This window comes from Rhizobium sp. PRIMUS64, assembly GCF_023006465.1.
Classification (GTDB): domain Bacteria; phylum Pseudomonadota; class Alphaproteobacteria; order Rhizobiales; family Rhizobiaceae; genus Rhizobium; species Rhizobium leguminosarum.
The window spans coordinates 1-18,354 of record NZ_JALBGX010000050.1; the positions used below are offsets into that span (position 1 = coordinate 1).

At 61.2% G+C, this 18,354-nt stretch carries 19 protein-coding genes; 4 read left to right on the forward strand and 15 right to left on the reverse strand.

Annotated features, from left to right (window positions below; translation table 11 throughout):
• From MOV76_RS19940 to MOV76_RS19960, 5 genes are all read right to left on the reverse strand, one after another.
• Positions 1-627: DUF4167 domain-containing protein (locus tag MOV76_RS19940; protein ID WP_247265146.1), on the reverse strand; the 627-nt coding region annotated here is incomplete at its 3' end.
• Positions 628-968: 341 nt separating this feature from the next.
• Complete coding sequence (gene prmC, locus MOV76_RS19945) at positions 969-1,829, reverse strand: peptide chain release factor N(5)-glutamine methyltransferase (protein WP_131647655.1); 861 nt, start codon at positions 1,827-1,829, stop codon at positions 969-971.
• The gene (gene prfA, locus MOV76_RS19950; protein ID WP_028734613.1) at positions 1,826-2,905 is read right to left on the reverse strand and encodes a peptide chain release factor 1; all 1,080 of its coding nucleotides are present in this window, start codon (positions 2,903-2,905) and stop codon (positions 1,826-1,828) included. Before prfA ends, prmC begins: the two co-directional genes overlap by 4 nt.
• A gap of 29 nt (positions 2,906-2,934) precedes the next feature.
• A complete protein-coding gene (gene ptsP / locus MOV76_RS19955) occupies positions 2,935-5,202 on the reverse strand; it encodes a phosphoenolpyruvate--protein phosphotransferase (RefSeq protein ID WP_018243744.1) in 2,268 nt (755 codons plus the stop codon).
• Positions 5,203-5,291: 89 nt separating this feature from the next.
• Positions 5,292-6,566 (reverse strand): aspartate kinase, encoded by a 1,275-nt coding sequence (locus MOV76_RS19960; protein WP_011653679.1) that lies wholly within the window; start codon positions 6,564-6,566, stop codon positions 5,292-5,294.
• 296 nt (positions 6,567-6,862) lie between these two features.
• Between MOV76_RS19960 and ubiG the strand changes: the two genes are divergently transcribed.
• On the forward strand, positions 6,863-7,609 hold the full coding sequence (ubiG, locus tag MOV76_RS19965; protein ID WP_247265134.1) for a bifunctional 2-polyprenyl-6-hydroxyphenol methylase/3-demethylubiquinol 3-O-methyltransferase UbiG: 747 nt from the start codon (positions 6,863-6,865) through the stop codon (positions 7,607-7,609).
• 185 nt (positions 7,610-7,794) lie between these two features.
• On the opposite strand, the gene MOV76_RS19970 is transcribed toward ubiG, so the two are convergent.
• Genes MOV76_RS19970 through MOV76_RS19985 form a run of 4 tightly spaced genes read right to left on the reverse strand, consistent with a single transcriptional unit; the run spans position 7,795 to position 10,153 of the window.
• Positions 7,795-8,223, reverse strand: coding sequence for a DUF1178 family protein (locus MOV76_RS19970; RefSeq protein WP_018243746.1), 429 nt, complete (start codon positions 8,221-8,223; stop codon positions 7,795-7,797).
• Positions 8,220-9,077, reverse strand: coding sequence for a carbon-nitrogen hydrolase family protein (locus MOV76_RS19975; protein ID WP_018243747.1), 858 nt, complete (start codon positions 9,075-9,077; stop codon positions 8,220-8,222). Before MOV76_RS19975 ends, MOV76_RS19970 begins: the two co-directional genes overlap by 4 nt.
• 10 nt (positions 9,078-9,087) lie before the next feature.
• On the reverse strand, positions 9,088-9,345 hold the full coding sequence (grxC, locus tag MOV76_RS19980; RefSeq protein ID WP_011653683.1) for a glutaredoxin 3: 258 nt from the start codon (positions 9,343-9,345) through the stop codon (positions 9,088-9,090).
• Positions 9,346-9,376: 31 nt separating this feature from the next.
• The gene (locus tag MOV76_RS19985) at positions 9,377-10,153 is read right to left on the reverse strand and encodes a ComF family protein (protein ID WP_112905364.1); all 777 of its coding nucleotides are present in this window, start codon (positions 10,151-10,153) and stop codon (positions 9,377-9,379) included.
• A gap of 77 nt (positions 10,154-10,230) precedes the next feature.
• Between MOV76_RS19985 and MOV76_RS19990 the strand changes: the two genes are divergently transcribed.
• On the forward strand, positions 10,231-11,115 hold the full coding sequence (locus MOV76_RS19990) for a methyltransferase domain-containing protein (RefSeq protein ID WP_247265135.1): 885 nt from the start codon (positions 10,231-10,233) through the stop codon (positions 11,113-11,115).
• 15 nt (positions 11,116-11,130) lie between these two features.
• Here the strand turns inward: MOV76_RS19990 and MOV76_RS19995 are convergent, their stop codons facing one another.
• From MOV76_RS19995 to argJ, 5 genes are all read right to left on the reverse strand, one after another.
• Positions 11,131-11,298 carry a Flp family type IVb pilin gene (locus tag MOV76_RS19995; RefSeq protein ID WP_018243750.1) on the reverse strand — a complete coding sequence of 56 codons (168 nt, stop codon included), beginning with the start codon at positions 11,296-11,298 and terminating at the stop codon, positions 11,131-11,133.
• Positions 11,299-11,371: 73 nt separating this feature from the next.
• Positions 11,372-11,689 (reverse strand): hypothetical protein, encoded by a 318-nt coding sequence (locus tag MOV76_RS20000; protein ID WP_018243751.1) that lies wholly within the window; start codon positions 11,687-11,689, stop codon positions 11,372-11,374.
• 126 nt (positions 11,690-11,815) lie between these two features.
• Entirely contained in the window at positions 11,816-12,229 is a 414-nt protein-coding gene (gene mutT / locus MOV76_RS20005) for an 8-oxo-dGTP diphosphatase MutT (RefSeq protein WP_012759141.1), read from the reverse strand.
• Entirely contained in the window at positions 12,226-13,032 is an 807-nt protein-coding gene (locus MOV76_RS20010; RefSeq protein WP_018243752.1) for an N-acetyltransferase, read from the reverse strand. The genes mutT and MOV76_RS20010 overlap by 4 nt, the downstream gene beginning before the upstream one ends.
• Positions 13,013-14,254 carry a bifunctional glutamate N-acetyltransferase/amino-acid acetyltransferase ArgJ gene (gene argJ / locus MOV76_RS20015; RefSeq protein ID WP_018243753.1) on the reverse strand — a complete coding sequence of 414 codons (1,242 nt, stop codon included), beginning with the start codon at positions 14,252-14,254 and terminating at the stop codon, positions 13,013-13,015. Before argJ ends, MOV76_RS20010 begins: the two co-directional genes overlap by 20 nt.
• On the opposite strand from argJ, the gene MOV76_RS20020 reads away from it, so the two are divergent.
• The gene (locus MOV76_RS20020; RefSeq protein WP_018243754.1) at positions 14,253-14,444 is read left to right on the forward strand and encodes a hypothetical protein; all 192 of its coding nucleotides are present in this window, start codon (positions 14,253-14,255) and stop codon (positions 14,442-14,444) included. The two genes, argJ and MOV76_RS20020, sit on opposite strands and share 2 nt — an antisense overlap.
• 36 nt (positions 14,445-14,480) lie before the next feature.
• Here MOV76_RS20020 and MOV76_RS20025 read toward each other — a convergent pair whose 3' ends face one another.
• Entirely contained in the window at positions 14,481-15,362 is an 882-nt protein-coding gene (locus tag MOV76_RS20025; protein WP_018243755.1) for a peptidylprolyl isomerase, read from the reverse strand.
• 246 nt (positions 15,363-15,608) lie between these two features.
• Here MOV76_RS20025 and secA point away from each other — a divergent pair, with 246 nt between their 5' ends.
• Positions 15,609-18,326: a preprotein translocase subunit SecA gene (secA, locus tag MOV76_RS20030; RefSeq protein ID WP_018243756.1), complete on the forward strand. Its 2,718-nt coding sequence runs from the start codon at positions 15,609-15,611 to the stop codon at positions 18,324-18,326.
• Positions 18,327-18,354 lie beyond the last annotated feature (28 nt).

An 18,354-nucleotide genomic window follows, 5' to 3' on the forward strand; every position in this document is an offset into this window, starting at 1 on the left:
GGCGCCGGCACCTTCCACGTCCATGGCGACTTCAGCCTGAATCCCTTCGATCTCCGGCTGTGGGCCAGTTCCATCGATGAGTTCGGACTGGGGTGCCGGTGCAGGCGCCTGCGCGGGTACCGGCTTCGGCTGCTGCTGTGCCTGCGGCTGGTGCTGCCTGTTCTGCGGCTGGTGCTGCCTGTTCTGCGGCGGCTGGACGATAACGACGTCGTCGCCGTCATTGTCATTGTCATTCTCATTGTTATCCATATCGTCGCCGTCGCGGTCCGCACCTTCGCGATCATTGTACTCGCCGCGGTCGTCGCGCTGGAAGCGTTCCTGCATCTGCGCCTGGGCGCTGGCGATGATACGATTGTAATGTTCGGCGTGCTGGAGATAGTTCTCGGCAATCACGCGATCGCCGGAGCTTTGGGCGTCGCGGGCGAGCTGCGCGTATTTTTCGGCGATATGCTGCGCAGTACCGCGAATCTTCACATCGGGGCCGGAGCTGTCATAGGTCCGGGTCAGCGGATTGCCGCCCTTGCGGTTGAAATTGTTGTTATTGTTATTTCCACCGCCGCCGCCACCGCCGCCGTTGTTATTGTTACCACGCCCTCGACCGCGCTTGTTCTGCTGTCCTGGCCTCATAGATCGTTCACCTGAATTCTCTGTTTGTGATGGATACATGGCACCAACCGCCATGACCGGAAACCGGGTCAGGACCTTTGTGCCGCGAGCATACTGCGCCTTTGCGCCGACCTGCCGCTTGGTTCTCAAGTCAGTTTGACTGATTCACGCATTGGGTCGTGTTCAACCGTTGAAACTCTCGTTTAAAAGAGCGGACCCCCGAGGCAAACCAAGTACCGAACGAATCTCGTTCATTCCTATCTGCCCAACACGTGACCGCAACCTATATTGCTTCACCGGGAAATCCAAGCCTTTTCTTCGCAATAACAATAATGTCCTGTTCAATGCCGCATTATCGTCTCTCACGCGAGCGCGAACACGAGCACCCTGTCGTTCTGACCATAATCTTTCACGGATTTGAGGCACATGAAGCCTTTCGCTTCAAAGATCGCCGTCACGTCGTTTCGCTGATCGTAGCCGATCTCCAGTCCGACGACCCCATCGGGCCTGATGAACCTTGCCGCATCCTTGGCTATGGCTTTGTAAGCGTCAAGCCCATCCGGGCCGCCATCCAGAGCCGCAGCCGGATCAAATTTCGTCACTTCGGGAGCGAGATCGTGAATGACATTGGAAGCAATATAGGGCGGATTTGAGACAATCGCGTGAAAGGATCCCTGGATGTTCTCGAACCAACTCGACTGGACGACCTGAAAACGATCCTGCAACCCGTTTCTTTCTGCATTCGATCTTGCCGTCAGAAGTGCATCCGCCGATATGTCGCTGCCGACACCTGACGCATCAGGACACTCGCTCAAAAGCGCAAGGCATATCGCCCCGGTCCCGGTTCCCATATCAAGGATATGGAGACGGCTTTGCGCCTTTGCAAGGTCTTTGAGATAGACGAGAACTGTATCGACCAGGATTTCCGTATCCGGCCGCGGTTCCAGCGTTTCCGCCGAGAGCCGCAGCGGCAGGCCATAGAATTCCCGCTCGCCGAGAATGCGATGCACCGGCTCATGGCCGAGCCGCCGCTCCAGCGCCTTGAAAATCACTTCGGCCTGCTCAGGAGAAAGCCGCTCGGCCGATCGCGTCAACAGCTCGGTCGGCGACAATTTCAGAAGGCCCGCGACAAGCAGCCGCGCATCGGTCGCCGGGTCGACGATACCGGCCTCGGTGAAGCGACGGCGCGCTTCGGCAAGCAAATCGGCGACCGTCGAGCTCATTGTTGCTCGCCGAGCTGCGCCAGCTGGCTGGCCTGGTAATCGGCCATCAGCGCGTCGACGACCTCCTCGATCTCGCCTTCCATCATTCGGTCAAGCTTATAGAGCGTCAGATTGATGCGATGGTCCGTCACCCGCCCCTGCGGGAAATTATAGGTGCGGATACGTTCCGAGCGGTCGCCGGAGCCGACCTGGCTTTTGCGATCGGCCGAGCGCTCGCTGTCGGCCCGCTGCCGCTCCGCGTCATAAAGCCTGGAGCGAAGCACCTGCATCGCCTTGGCGCGATTTTGGTGTTGCGATTTTTCCGAGCTGGTGACGACGATGCCGCTCGGCAGGTGGGTGATACGCACCGCCGAGTCCGTCGTATTGACGTGCTGGCCGCCCGCGCCCGAAGAGCGCATCGTGTCGATGCGGATGTCTTCAGCCCGGATCTCGATGTCGATCTCCTCGGCCTCGGGCAGCACCGCCACCGTCGCCGCCGACGTATGGATGCGGCCCCCCGCCTCGGTTTCCGGCACGCGCTGCACGCGATGCACGCCGGATTCGAATTTCAGCTTGGCAAAGACGCCCCTGCCGGTGATCGTCGCGATGATTTCCTTGTAGCCGCCGGCTTCGCCCTCGCTCGCCGAGAGCACCTCCACCTTCCAGCCCTTTTCCGCCGCAAAGCGCTCGTACATGCGAAACAGATCGCCGGCGAAAAGAGCGGCTTCCGAGCCGCCCGTGCCGGCGCGGATTTCGAGGATCGCGCTCTTTTCGTCCGCTGCGTCCTTCGGCAGAAGCAGGATCTGCATCTCCTGTTCCAGCACCTCGATCTGCTCTTTCACCTCGGGCAGCTCCAGCTCGGCGAGGTCGCGCATCTCGCGGTCGACCGACCTATCCTCGAGCAGCGTTTCGAGATCGGCCAGCTCGGCGACCGCTTTCTCATAGACGCGGATCTTCGTCACGACAGGCTGCAGCTCGGAATATTCGGATGCGAGCTTCACATAGACATCGGCAGCCGGGCCAGCCGACATGCGCGCCTCGATCTCGCCGAAACGACGTTCCAGCTCGCGCATCTTTTCAACGGGAAGCTTCGCCACCCTTCACTCCGATTCTTCTTAATCTCTGTCTAAAGGGGAATATTGTGGCTCTCGGCGAAGCGGGCAAGCACCTCGCGCATCGGCGTCAAGGCGTGGTGATCGTCCAGCACCTCGTCCATCGCCTTCGTCAGCGCCCCGACATCGAGCCCTAGCAGCATCGCCTTCACCGGTCCGATCGAGGCCGGTGACATCGAGATCGAGCGGAAGCCGATACCGAGCAGCGCCATCGCCGAGATGGGTTTGCTGGCGAGCTCGCCGCAGAGCGTCACCGGCGTCTTGTTCCGCTCTGCCCCGCGCACAATATCGCGCAGGATGCGCAAGAACGGCTTGCCCAGCGGATCGAAGCGGTCCGAAACCCGTGCATTGCCGCGATCGACCGCCATCGAGAACTGGAAGAGGTCGTTCGAACCGACCGAGACGAAATCGACCGCCTCCATCAGTTCGTCGAGCTGCCAAAGCAGGGCCGGCACCTCCAGCATCGCCCCGAATTGCAGCTTGCGCGGCAAGCCGTGGCCGAAGCGTGAGAGATGCTGCACTTCCTTCTGCAAAAGCTCGCGCACCATCTTCAACTCAGAAACCTCGGTCACCATCGGCACCATCAGCTTCAGCTCGGTGTCGGCCGATGCCTTTAGCAGAGCGCGCAACTGGGTGCGCAACAGTCCCGGCCGGTCGAGCGACAGCCGGATGGCGCGCCAGCCGAGCGCTGGATTTTCTTCCTCATGGCCGCGGAAATAGGGCACCACCTTATCGCCGCCGATATCGAGCGTACGGAAGGTGACGGTGCGGCCCGCCGCCTGTTTGATCACATTGCGATAGAACTGCTCCTGCTCATCCGCCTTCGGCATGGTGGAGGCGATCATGAATTGCAGCTCGGTGCGGAAGAGGCCGATGCCCTCGGCACCCGATTCCGAAAGCTGCGGCAGGTCGACCAACAGCCCCGCATTCATCATCAGCGAGATCCGCTGCCCATCCTTGGTAACCGGCTCGACGGCGCGCAGTGCCCGGAACTGTTCCTGCCGCCTGGCGCGGAAGCGGACCTTTTCTTCATAGGAACGCCGGTGATCGGCCATCGGCCGCAGATGCACATGCCCCTCGTCGGCGTCGATGATCACGGCATCACCATTCTCGGCGAGCGCCACCACACCCGCCGCCTGGCCGATGACCGGAATGCCCATGGCGCGTGCGACGATCACCACGTGGCTCGTCACCGCCCCTTCTTCCAGCACCAGCCCACGCACATTGGAACGCGGATAATCGAGCAGCTCGGCTGCCCCCATGGCGCGCGCCAGGATGATTGCGTCGCTGGGGAAACCTTCGGCGGTCGTCCGGCCGGTATAACCCGTCAACTGTCTGAGCAGACGGTTCGCCAGATCCTCGAAATCATGCATGCGTTCGCGCAGATAAGGGTCGGTCAACCGCATCATCCGCGCCTTGGTGTCGCTCTGCACCTTCTCGACTGCTGCTTCCGCCGTCAGGCCGTTGCGGATCGCCTCCTCGAGCTTGCGCACCCAGCCCTGGTCATGCGCGAACATGCGATAGGTTTCGAGCACCTCACGATGTTCGCCCTCCATCGACACGTCGCGACGCGACAGCATGTCGTCGATTGAAATCCGAAGCGAGCCCATGGCTTCGGCCAGCCGCCGAATTTCCTTCTCGGCATCTTCGTTCAGCAGGTTGGTGACGACGATGCGCGGCTCGTGCAGCACGACGTAACCGAGGCCGATGCCGTCATTATAAGTGTCGCCATCAACGGTCACCGAACGCGTCAGGTCGAGTTCGAGGCCCGGCTTGGTGATCTTCTTGAGCTCGCCGGTGGCGATCATCTCGGCAAGCACCATCGCGGTCGTCTCGAGCGCTTCCAGCTCTTCCTCGCGATAGTTGCGGCTTGCCTTGTTCTGCACGACGAGAACGCCGAGTGAGCGCCCGGTCCTGAGGATCGGCACACCAAGGAAGGAATGGTAGATTTCTTCGCCCGTTTCCGGCAGGTAGCGGAAAGCAGGGTGCGACTGCGCGTCGGAAAGGTTCAGCGGCTGGGCCGAGGCCGCGATCGTGCCGACCAGGCCCTGCCCCATCTTCAGTTGCGCCAGATGCACGGCCTCGCGGTTGAGGCCTTCGGTCGCGTAGAGTTCGAGTACACCGTCGGCGCGCAGCACATAGACGGAGCAAACCTCCGCCACCATATTGCCGGCAATCTGGCGGACGATCCGGTCAAGACGCTCCTGCGGCTCCAGCGGCTCCGCCATCAACTCGCGCAGCCGCCTGAGCAGCACGCGCGGACCGCCGGAAAGGTCTCTCATGGCGTCTCAAGCTCCCGAAACAACGCACTCAGTCCCGGCAGGCCGGCCCTCGTCTCCTCAACCTGAAGGGGCAGGCCGCCCACTGGGAATCAATTCTTATCCAGACCGTAGCAGGAATGCAAAGTCCTGACAGCGAGTTCTGCATAGGGACCGTCAATCAGGATGGAAATCTTGATCTCGGAGGTCGTGATCGCCTTGATGTTGATGCCTTTTTCGGCAAGTGCACGAAATGCGGTCGCGGCAACGCCCGCGTGGCTGCGCATGCCAATACCGATGACCGATACTTTCACCAGCCCCGATTCGTTCTGCACGACATCGTAGCCGATCTTCTCCTTATGGTCGCCGAGCACCTTGATCGCCTTCTCGACGTCGCCTGACGGCACGGTGAAGGTCATGTCGGTCTTCGACCCATCCTCGGAGATATTCTGGACGATCATGTCGACATTGATATGGGATTCGGCAAGCGGCCCGAAGATCGCCGCGGACACGCCCGGCCGGTCGGCAAGACGGCGAAGCGAGATCTGAGCCTCATCCTTGGCATAGGCGATGCCGGTGACTACTTCCTGTTCCACGATTTCATCCTCGTCACAAATCAGCGTTCCGGGCGGGTTCAGCAGATCGCCCATGCCCGGAGCATCGGGGTCTTCGAATGATGAGCGCACGAAGGTGCGCACCTTGTGCACCATGGCAAGCTCGACCGAGCGCACCTGCAGTACCTTGGCGCCAAGCGAGGCCATTTCCAGCATTTCCTCGAAGGCGATCTTCTTCAGCCTGCGCGCCTTCGGCACGATGCGGGGGTCGGTCGTGTAGACGCCGTCGACGTCAGTATAGATATCACAGCGGTCTGCCTTGACAGCTGCCGCGATTGCGACGGCCGAAGTGTCCGATCCGCCGCGCCCGAGCGTCGCGATACGGTTGTCGGGTCCCAACCCCTGGAAGCCGGAGATGACGGCAACCTGCCCCTCGCCCATGCGTTTGACGATGTCAGAGCCGTCAATCTCCATGATCCGTGCCGCGCCATGCGCGTTGTCGGTGCGGATCGGGATCTGCCATCCCTGCCAGGAACGGGCATTGATATCCATCGCTTGCAATGCGATTGCCAGCAGCCCTGATGTCACCTGCTCGCCGGATGCGACCACCGCATCATATTCCCGCGCATCGTAAAACGGAGAATTGGCGCCGATCACCTTCGGCGTGCCCTGGACCCAGCCAACCAGTTCATTGGTCTTGCCGGACATGGCCGACACCACTACCGCGACCTCGTGCCCGGCATCGACTTCGCGTTTTACGTGGCGGGCAACATTCTTGATGCGGTCCAGGTCAGCGACGGACGTGCCGCCGAATTTCATTACAATGCGTGCCATATGCCTCTACCACGACTGGCGCCGGGAAAGCGGAAAACCTGACCCGGCATCACGAAAGCTCTGGGGCAGACCGCTTGGCCAGAGAGCCGGATTCCCAACTTCCGGAACCGCTCTAAAGCCCAGGTCCCCAAAGGCCCCAAGTTGCGGCGTCTCTTAGCGAGTTTGGCGGGGGGAGGCAAGCGCAGGCGATAAAAGCTATTGGCGAGCGGTTCCGCCCTCGTCAGTCCTCTGGTCTGCACCCTTGACTTATGCCCCCGATCGTCCGACTTCACATCTCACGAATGAAGGAGTGGACGATGACGGAAGGCGCCAGAAGCACGATCGACCAAGGTGAAGTGGACCGCTTCTCGGCGATGGCGGCGGAATGGTGGAGCCCGACCGGCAAATTCAAGCCGCTGCACAAGTTCAATCCCGTCCGGCTCGCCTATATAAGAGACAAAGCCTGCGAGAATTTCGGCCGTGATCCGAAAAGCGCGCGCCCGCTCGAGGGCCTGCGCGTGCTCGATATCGGCTGCGGCGGCGGTCTGTTATCCGAACCTCTCGCCCGCATGGGCGCGTCCGTCGTCGGCGCCGATCCGTCCGAGAAGAATATTGGCATCGCCTCCACCCATGCGAAGGCCTCCGGTGTTTCGGTCGACTATCGCGCCGTCACCGCCGAGGAGCTCGCCGAGGCTGGCGAGACCTTCGATATCGTCTTGAACATGGAGGTGGTGGAACACGTCGCCGATGTCGAATTCTTCATGACGACCTGCGCGAAAATGGTCCGCCCCGGCGGCCTGATCTTCGTTGCCACCATCAACCGTACGATGAAGGCGGCAGCGCTTGCCATCTTCGCCGCCGAGAACATTCTGCGCTGGCTGCCGCGCGGCACGCATCAGTATGAAAAGCTGGTACGCCCGGAAGAGCTGGAAAAGCCGCTGGCCGCAAACGGCCTCGAGATCACCGACCGCACCGGCGTCTTCTTCAATCCACTGTCGAACCAATGGAACCTGTCCAAGGATATGGACGTGAATTATATGCTGCTGGCGAAGCGGCCGGCTTAGGGCATGTCGCGCAAAACTGTGCAGCGGTTTTGCGACAACGACATGCGCAAAAACAAAGGGCTAAAGCGCGAGGAGCGAATCTGAAAGATCGCGACGCGCTTTAGTCCCGCCGTCAATAAGCCGGCTACACTTTCAGCGCGATACGCAGGCCGAAATCATAGAAGGCGAGCGGCGTGGACTACACGTCAGTTTACGTCTTCCGGCAAAACAGGAATGGCTGCGATCTCGATGCCCTCTTCGAGGAGGGCCTGCGCCTCGTCGAACGTCGCCTGGCCGATGATGCCGCGGGCATCCGCCTCGCCGTAGTGGATCTTGCGGGCTTCCTCGGGAAATTGCGTGCCGACGTCCTCGGAATTGGCCTTGACCGCCGCAACGGCCTCCTTGAGCTTTTGCAGGGCCTCGCGGCGCATGGCATCCATCGCCAGCGTCTGCCTCTCGTCCTTCTTCCGCGCGGTCGACACCGAAGGCGCCATCAACAGCTTGGAAATGGCGGCGGAATGACAGACCGGGCAGGTCAGAAAACCGGTTTCGACCTGACGATCGAAATCGGCGCTTTCCGAAAACCAGCCTTCGAATTCATGGGCATTGTCACAGGTGAGGGAATAGCGGATCAAGCGGCGACGCCTCCGGCGACTGCTCCCGCAATCTTCTCTACCGAGAATTCCCGGCCATTCCTCAGGTTCGGGATCTTGTCATGCGCGGCCTTGACCGCGGCGGGATCGATCTCGGCGACGATAACCGCCGCACCGGTGGCGCCGGCCGACGCCAGCACCGTGCCCCAGGGATCGATGATCATCGAATGGCCGAAAGTCTCGCGCCCGTCCTCGTGCCGGCCTGCCTGTGCGGCAGCGATGATGAAGACACCGTTCTCGATTGCCCGTGCCCTGAGGAGGATCTCCCAATGCGCCTCGCCGGTCTGCTTGGTGAAGGCGGCGGGCACTGTCATCACCTCGGCACCGGCCATGGCCTGGGCGCGGAAGAGCGCGGGAAACCGCACGTCGTAACAGATCGCAAAGCCCATTTCGGCAAAGGGCAGCGACAGGACGCGGGCCTCCGAGCCGGCTGTATAGGCGGCACTTTCACGCCAGCTCTCGCCATTGTCGAGATCGACGTCGAACATATGGATCTTGTCGTAGCGATTGAGAATCCTGCCGTCGGGACCGAACAGGAAACCGCGATTGGCGATCTTTCCGTCAGCAAGGGCAATCGCAGTCGAACCGACATGCATGTGAATACCGAGCTCCACGGCAAGCTCTGAGCCAGTCTTGACGATGATGTCATGCGCCTCGTCGGCAAGCACGGCGCGTGCCGCCGCACGGTCTCGCTGCAGCATGCCGGTCATCTCGGGCGTCTGCACATAGGTCGCGCCCTGGGCAACGGCCTCGCGCACCAGCCGCGCCATGGCGGCGGCATTCTTCGCCGGATCGACCCCGGAGCACATCTGGACAGCTGCGGCCTTGAAGCTCATCGGTTCTTCCTCAAGCCGCCAGCATCGGATCGAGCTTGCCGGCCCGATCGAGCGCAAAGAGATCGTCGCAACCGCCGACATGATCGGCGCCGATGAAAATCTGCGGAAAAGTGGTCCGTCCGTTCGACTTGCCGATCATCTCCTGGCGAAGATCCGGCGAAAAGGTCGCGTCGTGCTCGACATATTCGACGCCCTTTTCTTCGAGAAGGGACTTGGCGCGGGTGCAATAGCCGCAAAACTGCCGTGTATAGATGGTGACGGGTACCATAATCTCTCCAGACTGATGCCGGGTATTCCTGTCATATAGGCTCGGAGAGAGCCCTTGCAAAGGTCAAAACCGTTATGTCGGCCGCACCCGCCTTGCGCAGTGTCCGGCTTGCCGCAGCGACCGTCGCCCCTGTTGTATAGACGTCGTCGACGAGGACGATACGCTTGCCGAAAATGTCGTTTTCGCAACCCTTGGCAATCGCGAAAGCACCCCTGACATTGTCCTCACGCGCCTTGGCGCCGAGGCCGACCTGCTGGCTGGTGCGCTTGACGCGAACAAGCGTGGCGGCAAGCAGCGGCTTGCCTGAGAGCCTTGCCATATGGCGGGCAAGCTCGGCTGCCTGGTTGAACTTGCGCGCCAGCATGCGGGTGCGGTGCAGCGGCACCGGGATCAGCGCATCGCAGCTCTCGACCGTCCCGTCGGAAGCGCGCAGCATCCAGGCAGCCATCATCGGTGCCAGATCTGTGCGATCGCGATATTTGAGCCCATGAACGAGATCGCGGACCGCATGGTCATGGGTCGCAGCCGACCGCAGCCGGTCGAAGGGCGGCGGGTTGGCGATCGCCTCGGCGCTGAGGATGCCGACGCCGAGATCATGCGAGAAGGGAATGCCAAGCACCTCGCAATAGGGCCGTTCGATGAAGCGGATGCCGGACCAGCATTTTGCGCAGAGCCCGCGATGGCCGCCTGTGGAAATACCGCAGACGGAGCAGGCGGGCGGATAAAAGAAATCGGCAAGCGCCGAAAACGGCCGCAAGAGATGCGCCCGCAAGAACTCTGACGGTTTTTCAACATTGATCAGTCCCATGCCGCCGAGACTAGCCTGTTCTTCGCGAAAGGAAAATCGTCTTGCCGCACAGGCGGCGCGGGACTAAGGACATCGCCATGGAAACGATCTTCGACAGAGCCCTGATCGCCGCACATCGCCATCGCGCGCTTGTAAACAACGACCCGAAAGCCGCCTTCCTGCTCGACATTGCCGCTGAGGAAATGGCCGAGCGGCTTACTGTGGTCGAGCGGACTTTCGAGACCGCCGTCGAACTGCATGGCGCAACCGGTGCTGCCGCCCGTGCCGCGTTGGCGACGGGCAAAATCGGCACGATGATCCGCATCGAAAGCGAGAAAGCCTATGCCGGGCCGGGTGAAACCTTGATCGAGGCGCCGCTCGAGGACGTGCCGCTCGAACAGCAATCGGCCAATCTTATCCTTGCGCCGCTCAGCCTGCATCTGACCAACGATACGCCGGGTGTCTTCATCCAGATCCGCCGCGCCCTGAAGCCGGACGGCCTGTTCATGGCGGCGATCCCCGGCGCCGGCACGCTACAGGAACTGCGCGATGTGCTGCTTGCCACCGAGATCGAGATGACGGGTGGCGCAAGCCCGCGTGTCATCCCCTTCGCCGATGTGCGCGATGTCGGCAGCCTCATGCAGCGCGCCGGCTTCACGTTGCCGGTAATCGATGCGGAGAACTATACGGTGCGCTATGATTCGCTCTTTCCGCTGATGCGGGATCTGCGAGCGATGGGCATGAGCAATCCGCTTGCGGCGCGCGCCCGGATGCCGCTCACACGCGCCTTCTTCCTGCGCGCGGCGGAGATCTACGCCGAACGTTATTCCGATCCCGATGGACGCATCCGCGCCACCTTCTCGATCATCTATGTCTCGGGATGGGCTGCCCATGAGAGCCAGCAAAAGCCGCTCAGGCCGGGTTCGGCCAAGGCGCGCCTTGCCGATGCATTGAAGGTGGACGAGCACAAGCTCAAGCAGTAACGGCCGGCTGTTTCTTCAATTCGCCGTCATATTGTTGTTGATCACGTTGAAGACGTCCTGCAGGGCGCCGGTGAAGACCCCGAGACCGGAGATGAGCGCGCCACAAATGAGGGCGGCGATCAAGCCATACTCAATTGCCGTCGCACCTCTGTTATCTGCAAGAAATGCTTTCAAAATACGCATTATTTCGCGACCCCTGAGCGAAACCGACGGCAAACGACCAATTCCACGACCATCGGGCGACGGCCGGCATTTTTCAGCAACCGGCGCCGACGCCATAGCCCTGGACGACGCAGACCGAACCGGGCGTATCCTGGAGGACGCTGCGGCGGATCGTATAACGCTTGCCGCTGTCACTCTTCGGGATCGATCCTGTCGTGATCGTATCGAAATCCGCCGGCGCGCTGGCAAAGACGCTTTTCTTCGAGGAATCCGCAAGCATTGGCGTCAGAATGAGCGTCAGCGCGACCACTGCCGTGCCGAACAGAAGGGCGATATTCAGCGCACCCGTCCTGCGCGAGGCAGACGAGGCCCGTTCCTTTTCCCGGACAGCTTTCCAGAAATCATCGTCCATGACGTCAAGCCTTTTAATACACGCACGCCAGATGCTTGATTGAGGCCGATCTTTGGCAGAAGGTGTTAAACGATCCATTAATATCCACAGCCGAAAACGATGTGGCACAATAATAATCAGATAACGCTAAAGTAAATCCTGCAACATCGGGATGAGCGGCTCGTCAGCCGGCGGCATCGGATAGTCGCGTAGCGCCTGCGGACGCACCCATTTTAGCGCCTGCCCCTCCCGGCCCTGGGGAATGCCCTCATAGCGCCGGCAGATATAAAGCGGCATCAAAAGGTGGAAGGTCTCGTAGGAGTGGCTGGCAAAGGTAAGCGGCGCAAGGCAGGCAATCTTGGTGTTGATGCCGAGTTCTTCCTCAAGCTCGCGCACCAGCGTTTCCTCCGGCGTCTCACCGGGCTCGACCTTGCCGCCGGGAAACTCCCACAACCCGGCAAGCGACTTTCCCTCGGGACGCTGTGCCAACAGGATACGCCCATCGGCATCGATCAGCGCACAGGCGGCGACCAGCAATATCTTCCGGCCTGCCTCGCTCATCGCGGCTCCTGCTGCCAATAGCAATAATGATAGGCGTCGCGAAAACCCAGGCGCTCATAGAGTGCGATGGCCGGGCGGTTGGACAGCTTCACCTGCAGCCAGGCCGAACGGGCGCTACGCATGCGCGCCCAGCGCAGCGCCGAGGTGAGGATTTCGATGCCGAGCCCCTCGCGCCGCCGCGCCTCGGAGACCGAAAGCGACATGATCCCGGCAAGGTCATTGTCCTGGACGCAGAGCACGGTCGCAAGCGGGCCGTCCGCCGCATTCTCGATCATGAACAGGCCGGATGGCGGCTTGATCGCTGAAATGATTTCGGCAAGCGCCGGCTTCAGCCTCAGTGGCGCCCGGTCGACGGCGAGGTTGGCGTCGACGAAACGGCCGACATCGTGAGTCGGCAGGTGATCGAGCGTATCCGGCAGCTCCGCCTCGGCAAGGTCGCAGGTCATCACCACCGTATCGTCGAAGCGCGTCCAGTTCTGCGCGCGCAGAAGTTCGATCAGCACCGGCGAGGCCAGCGGCGTCTGGCGGACCACAGCGGCGCGGCCATAGGCCTCGAACTTTCGGCGCGCCTTTTCCAGGCGGATTTCGACATCGCGATGATCCGAGGGATCGAGCGGCACGATCGAATTCAGCCGGTTGGACGGGTGACCGGCCGTCAGGCGCACCTGCCAGCTGCCGTCATATTGCACGGATGCCGCCGGCCAGGCGCGAAAGCCGACGGCCTCCAGCCTGCGCACCAGCGGCAGATTGTGTGAGAAAATGGATACCTGCGCCAATGAACGATCAGCTCCGATAGTCGCCATTGATCGCAACATATTCCTTGGTGAGGTCGCAGGTCCAGACGGTTGCTGTGCCGCCGCCGAGGCCGATATCGACTTTGACGGGGATATCCTGCGCCTTCATGACGTTCGAGGCGGCCTCCTCGGAATAATCGGCATCACGCTCGCCATTGACGGCGACCCTGATGTCGCCGAACCAGATGGCGAGCCGGTCGCGGTCAGCCATCTCGCCGGACTTGCCGACGGCCATGACGATACGGCCCCAATTGGCGTCTTCGCCGGCGGCCGCCGTCTTTACCAGCGGCGAATTGGCGATCGATAGCGCGATACGCTTGGCGGCGGCATCGCTCTCGGCACCCGTCACGGTGATTTCAAGCATCTTGGTGGCACCCTCTCCGTCGCGCACCACCTGCAGCGACAGGTCCTTCAGCACTTCATTAAGTGCGGCCCGGAAGGCGGCAAGGCGCGGATCATCGGCACGTTCGATGCGGGCCTGGCCGTCCTCGGCCGCGGCTCCCGTTGCAAACAGCATCAACGTATCGGAGGTGGAGGTGTCACTGTCGACGGTCATGGAATTGAAGGTCGGGCCAACGCCGTCAGATAGAAGCGCCTGCAGCGCGGCTGGCGCAATGTCGGCATCGGTGACGACGAAGGAGAGCATCGTCGCCATATCAGGCGCGATCATGCCGGCGCCCTTGGCGATGCCGTTGATCGTCACGGCCACGCCGCCGATCTCGGCGCTGCGGGTCGAAACCTTCGGATAGGTGTCGGTGGTCATGATCGCCTTGGCCGCCTCGAACCAGAAATCGCCGGTCGCTTCGACCTGCATTCGGTCCAGAACGCCTGAGAATTTGGTGGCATCCAGCGGCTCGCCGATGACGCCGGTCGAGGCCAGATAGACCTCGTTTTCGGCGCAGCCGACGGCAGCGGCAGCCGACTTCGCCGTCAGCGCGGTCGCCTGCCGGCCCTTCAGGCCGGTGAAAGCATTAGCATTGCCGGAATTGACGACGACGGCGCGGGCGCTGCCATGGGGGAGATTGGCCCGGCAGAAATCCACCGGCGCCGACGGGCACTTCGAGCGGGTAAAAACGCCCGCAACAGTCGCCGGCCTGTCAAAGACCATCATCAGCACATCCGTGCGGTTCTTGTACTTGATGCCGGCGGAAGCCGTCGCCATCCGCACGCCGCGCAGCGGTGGCATCGAGACGAAGGATTTCGGGGCGAGCGGAGAGACGGAACCGGACATGATGAGACCTGCCAATGAGCACTTCCAGGCGAAATGGAAACCGGTTCGCCGTCCGGAAATGCGACAACAAACGATGCCAGAGCATGATGCCGAAAAGTGTCAGCGGCTTTCGGACGACACCATGCTCACCTTCTTTGATTTAGATCCGGATGATTTTAGGCCGATCAGGCCCAAAATCATCCGGCTCTAATGAAGGGCCCGGAAGAACCGGGCCCTGATGCGAATATTACTGCTGCGGCGCCGGCGCGACGGGCTCACTGCCCGGCTCCGGCTGCTTGTTGGCCTGGTCGTAACCCTTGCGCAGCGTCTCGTCCGTGATCTCGATCTTGGCGGAGGCCTTCGCCTTGTTCAGAAGCTCAAGATACTTGTCGCGCATGACGAGCTGACGAACCTGATCCTGCACCTGCTCGAAGGGCGGCGGCGGAGCGTCGCGCTTATCCTCGACCTTGATGACGTGGAAGCCGAAATCGGTCTTAACCGGCGTCTTGGAATAGGTGCCCTTCTCAAGCGCGAAGGCTGCGTCCTCGAATTCCTTGACCATGCGGCCGCGCGTGAAATAGCCGAGGTCGCCGCCTTCCGACTTGTTCGGATCGGTGGACTTTTCCTTGGCGAGTTCGGCGAAATCCTTGCCGGCATCGAGCTGCTTGATGATGTCCTTGGCTTCGTCCTCGGTCTTGACGAGGATGTGACGGGCGTGGACTTCCTCCTGCTTCGGCAGGGCAGCGACTTCCTTGTCGTAGCGGGCCTTGACTTCCTCAGGCGTCACGATGTCGACGACATGCTTCTTGAAATAGGCATTGTGCAGCTCGCGGTCGGTGAGATACTGCATGCGCTTCTTGAATTCGTTGGTTTGATCAAGCTTCTCAGCCGCAGCGTCGGCGGCGAGCAGCTTCACGTCGATGGCGGCGGAAAGGGCTGCGACCTTCTTCTGGTCATCTGGAAGCTGCGCCAGCTGCGGGTCGAGATTGGCGACCGCAAGGTCGAGTTCCGACTGGTGGATCTCCAGAGTGCCGACCTTGGCGATGACGGCGTCATCGGCATGGGCCGGGCCCTGGAGCGCAACAAAAGTTGCAAACGCCAGAACGGCAAGTTTGTTGGTGCTCAACATGAAATACCCTTCACAGTTACATTGCCGGTTTCAGCATCCCCTGAATCCAGCCCAAAATAGCCATCAACACCGGATTGTGGCCTTTCTGTATCCGCCAAATCCGTTGACATCATTCGACCCCCCTCTTATCTGTCACGCAACCTCGCGTCCAGAACAGTTTCCGGGCGTTTTAAGGCGCGCGCCTGATTTTCGGCTGGGCCGCGGACAAGAAACGCCGGGGATGAATATTGAGAAAGGGCCAGTCATATGGTCAGCTTTGGCGGTATAGCCCGCAAGTTATTTGGGTCTTCCAACGACCGCCGCGTGCGGTCCTACCAGCCGAACGTCACTGCCATCAACTCTATCGAAGAGAAGACGAAGGCCCTGACGGACGAGCAGCTCGCGGCAAAGACCGTGGAGTTTCGCGCCCTGCTCGCCGAGGGCAAGACGCTCGACGACATTTTGATCCCGGCCTTTGCAGTCGTGCGCGAAGCCTCGCGCCGCGTTCTCGGCCTGCGACCTTTTGACGTACAGCTGGTCGGCGGCATGATCCTGCATTCGAATGCGATTGCCGAGATGAAGACCGGCGAAGGCAAGACCCTCGTCGCCACCCTGCCGGTCTATCTGAACGCGCTTTCCGGCAAGGGCGTACACGTCGTCACCGTCAACGATTACCTCGCCCAGCGCGATGCCGCGACCATGGGCCGCGTCTACGGCTTCCTCGGCATGACCACCGGCGTCATTGTCCACGGCCTTTCCGACGAGGAACGCCACGCCGCCTATGCGTGCGACATCACTTACGCCACCAACAACGAACTCGGCTTCGATTATCTGCGCGATAACATGAAGTACGAGAAGAACCAGATGGTCCAACGCGGCCACAACTTCGCAATCGTCGACGAAGTGGACTCGATCCTCGTCGACGAGGCGCGCACGCCTCTGATCATCTCCGGTCCGCTCGACGACCGCTCCGAACTCTATAATACGATCGACGCCTTCATTCCGCTGCTGGCGCCGAGCGATTACGAGATCGATGAGAAGCAGCGCTCCGCCAACTTCTCCGAAGAGGGCACCGAGAAGCTGGAAAACCTGCTCCGCCAGGCCGGCCTCTTGAAGGGCAACGCGCTCTACGACATTGAGAACGTCGCGATCGTCCATCACGTCAACAATGCGCTGAAGGCCCACAAGCTCTTCCAGCGCGACAAGGACTATATCGTCCGCAATGACGAAGTCGTCATCATCGACGAGTTCACCGGTCGCATGATGCCGGGCCGCCGCTATTCGGAAGGTCAGCACCAGGCGCTCGAAGCCAAGGAAAAGGTGCAGATCCAGCCGGAAAACCAGACGCTGGCCTCGATCACCTTCCAGAACTACTTCCGTATGTACGACAAGCTCGCCGGCATGACCGGCACGGCGCAGACGGAAGCGGAAGAATTCGCCAACATTTACAATCTCGATGTCATCGAGGTCCCGACCAACCTGCCGATCAAGCGCCTCGACGAGGACGACGAGGTCTACCGGACCTTCGACGAGAAGTTCAAGGCGATCATCGAGGAGATCCTCGACGCCCACAAGCGCGGCCAGCCGGTGCTGGTCGGCACCACCTCGATCGAGAAATCGGAATTGCTTGCCGAGCGCCTGCGTAAGCAGGGCTTCGACGACTTCAAGGTCCTGAACGCCCGCTACCACGAGCAGGAAGCCTATATCGTCGCCCAGGCCGGCGTGCCGGGTGCCATCACCATCGCCACCAACATGGCCGGCCGCGGCACCGACATCCAGCTCGGCGGCAACCTCGACATGCGCATTGAGCGCGAACTCGGCGAAGTCGAAGCCGGTCCGGAGCGCGACGCCCGGATCCAGGCGATCATCGAGGAGATCAAGGCACTCAAGCAGAAGGCGCTCGAAGCCGGCGGCCTCTACGTCATTGCCACCGAGCGCCATGAAAGCCGCCGCATCGACAACCAGTTGCGCGGCCGCTCCGGCCGTCAGGGCGACCCCGGCCGCTCGAAGTTCTACCTCTCGCTTCAGGACGACCTGATGCGCATCTTCGGCTCCGACCGCATGGACAGCATGCTGACCAAGCTCGGCCTCAAGGAGGGCGAGGCGATCGTCCATCCCTGGATCAACAAGGCCCTGGAGCGCGCCCAGAAGAAGGTCGAAGCCCGTAACTTCGACATCCGCAAGAACCTCTTGAAGTATGACGACGTTCTCAACGATCAGCGCAAGGTGATCTTCGAGCAGCGCCTCGAACTGATGGAATCGACCAATATTTCCGAGACCGTTTCCGACATGCGCCGTGAGGTGATCGAAGACATGGTCGAAAAGCATATCCCCGAGCGCGCCTATGCCGAACAATGGGATGCCGCCGGCCTGAAGACCGGCGCTTTGAACATCCTCAATCTCGACCTGCCGATCGAGGACTGGGTGAAGGAAGAAGGCATCGGCGAGGACGATATCCGTGAGCGCCTGACGGAAGCCACCAATGCGGCCTTCACGGAAAAGGCCGAGCGTTTCGGCGACGACATCATGCATTATGTCGAACGCTCGATCGTCATGCAGACGCTCGATCATCTCTGGCGCGAACACATCGTCAACCTCGACCATCTGCGCTCCGTCATCGGCTTCCGTGGCTATGCCCAACGCGATCCGCTGCAGGAATACAAGTCGGAAGCCTTCGAGCTCTTCACGGCGCTGCTCAACAATCTGCGCGAAGCCGTCACCGCCCAGCTGATGCGCGTCGAACTGGTGCAGCAGGCGCCCGCCGAACCTGAACCGCCGCTGATGCAGGCCCATCACCTGGATCCTACGACCGGCGAGGACGATTTCGCCCCGGCGATCTACCAGGCATCGGAAGTCATCGTTTCTCCTGAAAACCGCAACCCGGATGATCCATCCACCTGGGGCAAGATCGGCCGCAACGAGACCTGCCCCTGCGGCTCCGGCAAGAAATACAAGCATTGCCACGGCGCCTTCGAGCAGGTCTGAGGCAAGCCGCAAAGATCCGCGAAAATGC